Consider the following 7,247-nt stretch of genomic DNA (forward strand, 5'->3'; position numbering starts at 1 on the left):
CCCTGCCTGCGCGGTTTTATTTCGCTTCCAGAGCGCGATAGGTGTCGTTGTAGAAGTCCAGCATCGCCTGCGGGTCTTCGACGCCGGCGGCCTTTGCGGCATCTACCCATTCGGTGACCATGTCGCCGTAGATCGCATCGACCGCCGCGATCAGCTCGGGCGAGGCCTGCTCGATGTCATGGCCATCGGCTTCGAGCTTGCCCATCGCGGCCGGGTTCTGCGCGTCGAAGTTGCGGCCCCAGGCGGCGGACAGCGGTTCGCCGATGATGGCTTCGATGGCTGCCTTGTCGGCTTCGGCCAGACCGTCCCACTTGGCACCGTTCATCGCGACGAAGAAGGTCGCATCATAGAACCCGTTCGGGAAGATGGTGTGGTACTTCAGGCTGTCTTCCAGCCGGAAGTTCACCACCGATTCCATCGTGTGCAGCGAGCCGTCGATGACGCCGCTTTCCAGCATCTCGTAGGCCTTGGTCGCGGGGGCGGCCACCGGCACAGCGCCAAGCGCGGTCAGCAGCTTTTCCTGGATCGGCCCGCCCATGCGGAATTTCACGTTGGCGAGATCCGCGGGCGTGGTCATCGGGGCCGAGCCATGGTGCAGCTGGCCGCCGCCGAACATGCCGACGCCCAGCATCTTGACACCGTCAAAGGCAGCGTTGTCCGCCAGATACTTGTCAAAGGTCTGCCACAGCGCACGGCTTTGCGCCTCGGCATTGGTGCCGGCATTGGGGAATTCCGCGAACCACATGGCAACGAAGCGTTCGGGTTCATAGGTGAAGTTGCCCCAGGTGATGTCGGCGACGCCGGTACGGGCCAGTTCCCAATGCTGCGGCGGGCTGGCCAGCGGCGCGGGCAGGATGGTGATGGTGACGCGGCCCTCGGTGACTTCCGCGACCTTCTCGGTGAAGGGCACGAGGAAATCCGTGTGCACGAAATGGGTCGGCGGCACCCACGAGGACATGGCGAGCATTTCTGCGCTGGCGATATGGGCCGAAGCAAGGAGCGTGGTGGCGGCCACGGCGCCCAAGAGGGTGGTCTTGGAAAGTCGGATCATCGGGTTTCCTCCCTTGGATGATATGTTCATTCGAAAGTTTCGGAGTTCACGGACTTGCTGGTCCTCGTTCGCGCGAGATCGGCAAAGATGGCGGCCCCGACCGGGATGATGCCCGTGTCGAAGACGAATTCGGGATGGTGCGGCGCCGGGCCGGATTGGCCGACGAAGAAATACGCTCCCGGCACCCGCGCCGAGAGTTCCGAGAAATCCTCGGACGCCATCATCGCGCGGGCCTTCTCGGTGACGCGGTCCGATCCGGCTGTGCGAAACGCCGATGCCGTCACGGCGGTGACACAGGCGGCGGAGTTCATCGTGACCCGGGCGACCTTGTCGACCTCGGCCTCGATCACCACGCCGAACAGGGTTTCCGTCGCGCGGGCGGCATCCTGTACCACTTGCGCAAGCCGGTCGCGCACGTTGGCGTCCGTGGTGCGCATGGTGCCTTCGACGCGCACGGTATCGGGCAGGATGTTGCGGGCGGTGCCGCCATGGACCAGGCCGAAGGAAATCACGCCAGCCGCGCGTGCATCCACCACGCGGGTGGCGGCCTGCTGAACGGCGGTGATCAGATGCGCACAAGCGGCGATGGCGTCTTCGCCGGTGTGGGGCATCGACCCATGCGCACCGTTGGCCCGGATTGTGATGTCGATGTTGTCGGCGGAGGACAACGCGGCAGTCGCCGGGATACCGATTACGCCTGCGGGCAAGTCGGGCGAGTTATGCAGGGCGTAGATCTCGTCACAGGGGAAACGGTCGAAGAGCCCGTCCGCGATCATCGCCCGCGCGCCGGTCAGCAATTCTTCGGCGGGCTGAAAGATGAACCGGATGGTGCCTTCGAATTCGCGTGTCTTGGCCAGATAGGCAGCGGCGGTCAGCGCCGTCACCATGTGCCCGTCGTGGCCGCAGCCGTGAAACCGTGCCGGATCGGTCGAGGCATAGTCGACCTGTGCGGACTCCGTCATCGGCAGCGCGTCCAGTTCGGCGCGAAAGGCGATACAGCGCCCGGGTGTTTCCGCGTGCAGCGTGCCAACGACGCCGGTGCCGCCAATGCCGGTCTCGACGGCGTAACCAAGCTCGGTCAGGCGGGCGGCCACGAATTCGGCGGTCCGGACCTCTTCAAAGCCGGTCTCGGGATGGCGGTGCAGGTCGCGCAGCCAATCGTGGGACGTCTGACGTTGGATGTCGTACCAGGTGTCGAACATGCGATTCGGGCCTCTTTTGATCTTGCATTGAGAATATTGCACGCGGATACTTGTTGGACAAGATAGTTTCTTGTTAAGACTAATCGTGCTAAAAATCGGGGTATGGGGTGATACCGTTTCGGTATGAAACTGACGGAGTTAAAAGGCATGCAGCGCGACAAGACATTCAGGAATGAGCGGCTGACCTACAAGTTGAACATCGTCGCTCAGGAAGCGATTACCGCAAATGATGCGATTTTTCTGCGCGAGACCGGGTGCCGAATTCGCGACCTTCGGGTGCTCAGGTTGATCGACGACCAGCCGGGTACGACCTTTGCCGAAATATCGAAAGCCACCGGTTTCGAACGCAGTTTGACGTCTCGAATCATCCAAACATTGCTGGGGGCAGGGCTGATACAGCGTGAGAATTCGGCAGAGGATGCGCGGGTTTTCCTGCTGTCCACGACTCAGAAGGGAAAAGACACCCGCCAGATCGGGCGGCGCCTGTCAGACCGGCTCGAAGTGCTGTTGACGGACCCGCTGTCGCGCCAGGAGTTGCGCGTGTTCAATGAGATTCTCGAACGGCTGGGGTCTTGGGTCACGTCCGAGGATTATCGCGAGGCTCTGGACGCCGAGACTGAAACTATTCTCGATTAATAATAGTCTTGACAAGAGAATATAATCCTGCGATCCAATTGTCGCCTACCAAGCTGACATGGGAGAGGCCGACAAGATCGGCGCCGAAGGAGCAACCCCCCGGAACCTCTCAGGCAAAAGGACCATGACCAGCACGGGCGTCTGAAGCGCTGGCGCGCTCTGCCCGCCACCCGTGACAGAGGGGATCAAGCCTGCCTTCGGGCGGGACGGAACCTTGGGTCGCGGGAGGATACCATGACCAGAATAGCCGTTATCGGCGCCGGGATCACCGGCGTGACAACCGCGTCGAGCCTGATGGATCGGGGCTATGACGTCACCTTGTTCGACCGCAATCGCTATGCGGCGATGCAGACGTCCTTTGCCAATGGCGGGCAGTTGTCCGCCTCGAATGCCGAGACGTGGAACCGCTGGTCCACGGTCTTCAAGGGCATGAAATGGATGATGACGCGGGGCGCACCCTTGTTGGTGAACCCCAAGCCCGGTTGGCACAAATACAGCTGGATGGCGGAATTCGTCGCTTCGATCCCGCAATATCGGGCGAACACGGTTGAGACCACCCGTATGGCCATCGCCGCGCGGGGCTTGTTGAAGGAAAAGGCCGAGCGCCACGGCTTCGACTTCGACTGCGAGGACCGCGGCATCCTGCACATCTATACGGACAAGGCGGAATTCGCCCATGCCACCGCGGTCAACACCCTGCTCGGCGAAGGTGGTCTTCAGCGCCGCGCCGTCACGCCCGACGAGGTGCGCAGCATCGAACCGGCGCTGACCGGCGACTTCTACGGAGGTTACTACACGGAAAGCGATTTCACCGGCGACATCCACCGCTACACCACGGGTCTGGCCAAATCCATCGAGGCAGGCGGCGCCGTGCTGCGCTTTGGCACCGATGTCGAGACGATCAAGGTCGATGGCGCGGGCGTGCGCGTGACCTGGAGCCGGAACAGCGAAAGCCAGACCGATCCGTTCGATGCCATCGTGGTTTGCGCAGGCGTCGAAAGCCGCCGCATCGGCGCGCAGCTCGGCGACCGCGTGAATGTCTACCCGGTCAAGGGCTATTCGATCACCGTTCGGCTGGATGACGAGGCCAGCCAGCAGGCCGCGCCCTGGATCAGCTTTCTGGACGATGAGGCCAAGATCGTCACCAGCCGCCTTGGCAAGGACCGGTTCCGCATCGCGGGCACGGCGGAATTCAACGGCTACAACCTCGACATCCGAGACGACCGCATCCGGCCGCTGGTCAAATGGTGCGAACGCTTCTTTCCGGGTGTCAGCACGGAACATGCCGTGCCGTGGGCGGGCCTGCGCCCGATGATGCCGAACATGATGCCCAAGGTGGGGCAGGGGGTCCGCGACCGGGTGTTCTACAACACTGGGCACGGGCACCTGGGTTGGACCCTGTCTGCGGTCACCGCCGAGATGGTGTCGGAAACCGTGGCAGCCTCGCGCGTGGTGAATGCCGGTGCGCCCGGAAGGGTCGTGCCCTTGGCGGCGGACAGGATGGCCGCGGCATGAAGGACCTTCTGGACATCCCGACCTATGACGACATGCTTGCCGCGCATGGACGGATCAAGCCGCATATCCGGCGCACGCCGGTGCGGGTCTCGGATTACCTGAACGATCTGGCCGGCTGTCAGCTTTTCTTCAAATGCGAGAACTTCCAGGAACCCGGCGCCTTCAAGGTGCGCGGGGCCTGCAACGCGGTCTTCGGGCTGGACGACGCGCGGGCGGCCAAGGGCGTGGCGACGCATTCCAGCGGCAACCATGCGTCCTGCCTCAGCTACGCGGCCATGCTGCGGGGCATTCCCTGCAACGTCGTCATGCCGCGCACCGCGCCGCAGGCCAAGAAGGACACGGTGCGGCGCTACGGCGGCGTGATCACGGAATGCGAGCCGTCGACGAGCAGCCGGGAGGCGACCTTTGCAGAGGTGCAGGCCCGGACAGGCGGCGACTTCGTCCATCCCTACAACGATCCGCGTGTGATCGCGGGGCAGGGCACCTGTTCCAAGGAGTTCATGGAGCAGACCGACGGGCTGGACATGGTGGTCGCGCCGATCGGCGGCGGCGGCATGATCTCGGGCACCTGCCTGACGCTGGCGACGCTCGCCCCCGAATGCCAAGTCATCGCGGCGGAACCGGAACAGGCGGACGACGCGTTTCGCAGCTTCAAGGCGGGGCACATCATCGCCGATGACGCGCCGAAGACCATCGCGGACGGGCTGTTGGTGCCACTCAAGGACCTGACATGGCACTTCGTCCGGACCCACGTGAGCGAGATCTACACGGCCTCCGATCCGGAAATCGTCGACGCGATGAAGCTGATCTGGAAACATCTGCGCATCGTCATGGAACCGTCGAGCGCGGTGCCCCTGGCCACCATCCTGAAGAACCCCGACGCCTTCCGCGGCAAGCGCGTGGGCATCATCATCACCGGCGGAAACGTCGATCTGGATAAATTGCCCTGGATGGGCTGAGGAGATTTCCGATGAAAGACCTGACCAATTTCGACCTCTACGAGGTGGGTTATGACATTCCGGCCAAGCCCGGCATGGACGCCGCCGACATCCAGACCCCCGCGCTGGTGCTGGACCTCGACGCGCTGGAGCGCAACGTCCGCAAGATGGGCGATTATGCCAAGGCGCACGGAATGCGCCATCGGGCGCACGGCAAGATGCACAAGTCGGTGGACGTGCTGAAGCTTCAGATGGATCTGGGCGGCGCGATCGGCGTCTGCTGCCAGAAAGTGTCCGAAGCCGAGGTCTTTGCCCGCGCGGGTATCAAGGAAATCCTCGTGTCGAACCAGGTGCGCGACCCGGCCAAGATCGCGCGGCTGGCGCAGCTGCCGAAGATCAGCGGCGGCGAGGTGATCGTTTGCGTGGATGACGTCGCCAATATTGCCGACCTGTCGGCGGCGGCGGTCACGGCAGGCACGACCCTTGGCGTCTTCGTGGAAATCGACTGCGGCGCGGGGCGCTGCGGCGTAACCACCACGCCTGCGGTGGTCGAGATCGCAAAGGCGGCCGTCGCGGCGGGCAACCTGATTTATCGCGGGATTCAGGCCTATCAGGGCGCGATGCAGCACATGGACGATTTCGGCGCGCGCAAGGCCAGGATCGACGCGGCCATCGCGCAGGTGCAGGACGCGGTCGACGCGCTGAAGGCCGAAGGGATCGACACCGATCTGGTGTCGGGTGGTGGCACCGGGTCCTATTGCTTCGAGTCGACTTCCGGCCTGTATAACGAACTGCAATGCGGGTCCTACGCCTTCATGGACGCGGATTACGGCCGCATTCTGGACAAGGACGGCCAGCGCATCGACGCGGGCGAATGGGAAAACGCGTTCTTCATCCTGACCAGCGTGATGAGCCACGCCAAGCCCGACAAGGCGATCTGCGACGCCGGTCTCAAGGCGCAATCCGTCGACAGCGGCCTGCCGGTCATCTACGGGCGCGACGACGTGGAATATGTCAAATGCTCGGACGAGCATGGTGTGATTGCCGATCCGAATGCCGTGCTGAAGGTGGGTGAAAAGCTGCGCCTCGTGCCCGGTCATTGCGACCCGACCGCCAATGTCCACGACTGGTACGTCGGTGTTCGAAACGGCAAGGTCGAATGCGTCTGGCCTGTTTCGGCCCGCGGCAAGGCCTATTGAGCGCCGACAGGGGGTGCGAGGGGCCAGCCCCTCGCTCTCCCCGGGGTATTTGCACCAAGAAGAAGCAGGGACTCGGTCCCGGATGACGTCTTGGGTGGGCGTCGCAGTTTGAAGGACACCATATCATGTGGATCGTACCGGAACGGGTCATCGCCGATCTGATGACCCGCGAGGCGGCGTTCGACGCCGTCGAACAGGTTTTTGCCGCGATGGCGGCGGGGGCGGCGCGCAACTTTCCCGTGGTGCGCGAAGCCCTGGGGCACGAGGACGCGCTCTACGGGTTCAAGGGCGGCTTCGATGGCGCAGGCCAGGTGCTGGGGCTGAAGGCCGGGGGCTACTGGCCGCACAACATGGACCGCCGGGGGCTGATCAATCACCAGTCGACGGTGTTCCTGTTCGATCCCGACACGGGCCAGCCTACGGCGATGGTCGGGGGCAACCTGTTGACGGCGCTGCGCACGGCGGCGGCATCCTCGGTGTCGATCCGGCATCTGGCACGACCGGACGCGCGGGTGCTGGGGATGATCGGCGCGGGGCACCAGGCGACGTTCCAGTTACGCGCCGCGCTGGAACAGCGCCCGTTCGAAAAGGTGATCGCCTGGAACCGGAGCGCGACGCGGCTGGACAGTTTGCGGGTGGTTGCCGAAGAAGCCGGCGTCCCGTTCGAATCGGTCCCGCTGGAGGGGATGCGGGAAGCGGATGTGAT

7 protein-coding genes and 1 riboswitch are annotated in these 7,247 nt (G+C 63.8%); of the genes, 5 read left to right on the top strand and 2 right to left on the bottom strand.

The genetic code is table 11. From position 1 onward, the window contains the following. Positions 1 to 16 precede the first annotated feature (16 nt). Together ACP159_RS25080 and ACP159_RS25085 are read right to left on the bottom strand one after the other, a co-directional pair. Complete coding sequence (locus ACP159_RS25080) at positions 17 to 1,051, bottom strand: TRAP transporter substrate-binding protein (protein WP_425102421.1); 1,035 nt, start codon at positions 1,049 to 1,051, stop codon at positions 17 to 19. A 26-nt stretch (positions 1,052 to 1,077) separates the two neighbouring features. Then, positions 1,078 to 2,253: a M20 metallopeptidase family protein gene (locus ACP159_RS25085; RefSeq protein ID WP_425102422.1), complete on the bottom strand. Its 1,176-nt coding sequence runs from the start codon at positions 2,251 to 2,253 to the stop codon at positions 1,078 to 1,080. A 123-nt stretch (positions 2,254 to 2,376) separates the two neighbouring features. On the opposite strand from ACP159_RS25085, the gene ACP159_RS25090 reads away from it, so the two are divergent. The 5 genes from ACP159_RS25090 to ACP159_RS25110 all read left to right on the top strand — a co-directional run. Continuing rightward, entirely contained in the window at positions 2,377 to 2,889 is a 513-nt protein-coding gene (locus ACP159_RS25090) for a MarR family winged helix-turn-helix transcriptional regulator (protein WP_425102423.1), read from the top strand. Positions 2,890 to 2,938: 49 nt separating this feature from the next. Beyond that, a riboswitch (glycine riboswitch) is annotated at positions 2,939 to 3,024 on the top strand. 99 nt (positions 3,025 to 3,123) lie between these two features. Beyond that, complete coding sequence (locus tag ACP159_RS25095) at positions 3,124 to 4,404, top strand: D-amino acid dehydrogenase (RefSeq protein ID WP_425102424.1); 1,281 nt, start codon at positions 3,124 to 3,126, stop codon at positions 4,402 to 4,404. Further along, entirely contained in the window at positions 4,401 to 5,363 is a 963-nt protein-coding gene (gene bhcB, locus ACP159_RS25100) for a beta-hydroxyaspartate dehydratase BhcB (protein WP_425098181.1), read from the top strand. The genes ACP159_RS25095 and bhcB overlap by 4 nt, the downstream gene beginning before the upstream one ends. A gap of 11 nt (positions 5,364 to 5,374) precedes the next feature. Then, the gene (gene bhcC / locus ACP159_RS25105) at positions 5,375 to 6,541 is read left to right on the top strand and encodes a 3-hydroxy-D-aspartate aldolase BhcC (RefSeq protein ID WP_425097552.1); all 1,167 of its coding nucleotides are present in this window, start codon (positions 5,375 to 5,377) and stop codon (positions 6,539 to 6,541) included. Between the two features lie 125 nt (positions 6,542 to 6,666). After that, a partial coding sequence (locus ACP159_RS25110; RefSeq protein ID WP_425100718.1) for an ornithine cyclodeaminase family protein occupies positions 6,667 to 7,247 on the top strand: 581 nt, incomplete at its 3' end.

It is taken from the genome of Tropicibacter sp. S64 (assembly GCF_049803835.1).
In the GTDB taxonomy this organism is placed as follows: Bacteria; Pseudomonadota; Alphaproteobacteria; order Rhodobacterales; family Rhodobacteraceae; genus Pacificoceanicola.

Bases quoted from the DNA above. Each gene is read 5' to 3' on its own strand.
- bhcB (WP_425098181.1), top strand. From the start codon at position 4,401: ATGAAGGACCTTCTGGACATCCCGACCTATGACGACATGCTTGCCGCG.
- ACP159_RS25090 (WP_425102423.1), top strand. From the start codon at position 2,377: ATGAAACTGACGGAGTTAAAAGGCATGCAGCGCGACAAGACATTCAGG.
- ACP159_RS25085 (WP_425102422.1), bottom strand. From the start codon at position 2,253: ATGTTCGACACCTGGTACGACATCCAACGTCAGACGTCCCACGATTGG.
- ACP159_RS25095 (WP_425102424.1), top strand. From the start codon at position 3,124: ATGACCAGAATAGCCGTTATCGGCGCCGGGATCACCGGCGTGACAACC.
- ACP159_RS25080 (WP_425102421.1), bottom strand. From the start codon at position 1,051: ATGATCCGACTTTCCAAGACCACCCTCTTGGGCGCCGTGGCCGCCACC.
- bhcC (WP_425097552.1), top strand. From the start codon at position 5,375: ATGAAAGACCTGACCAATTTCGACCTCTACGAGGTGGGTTATGACATT.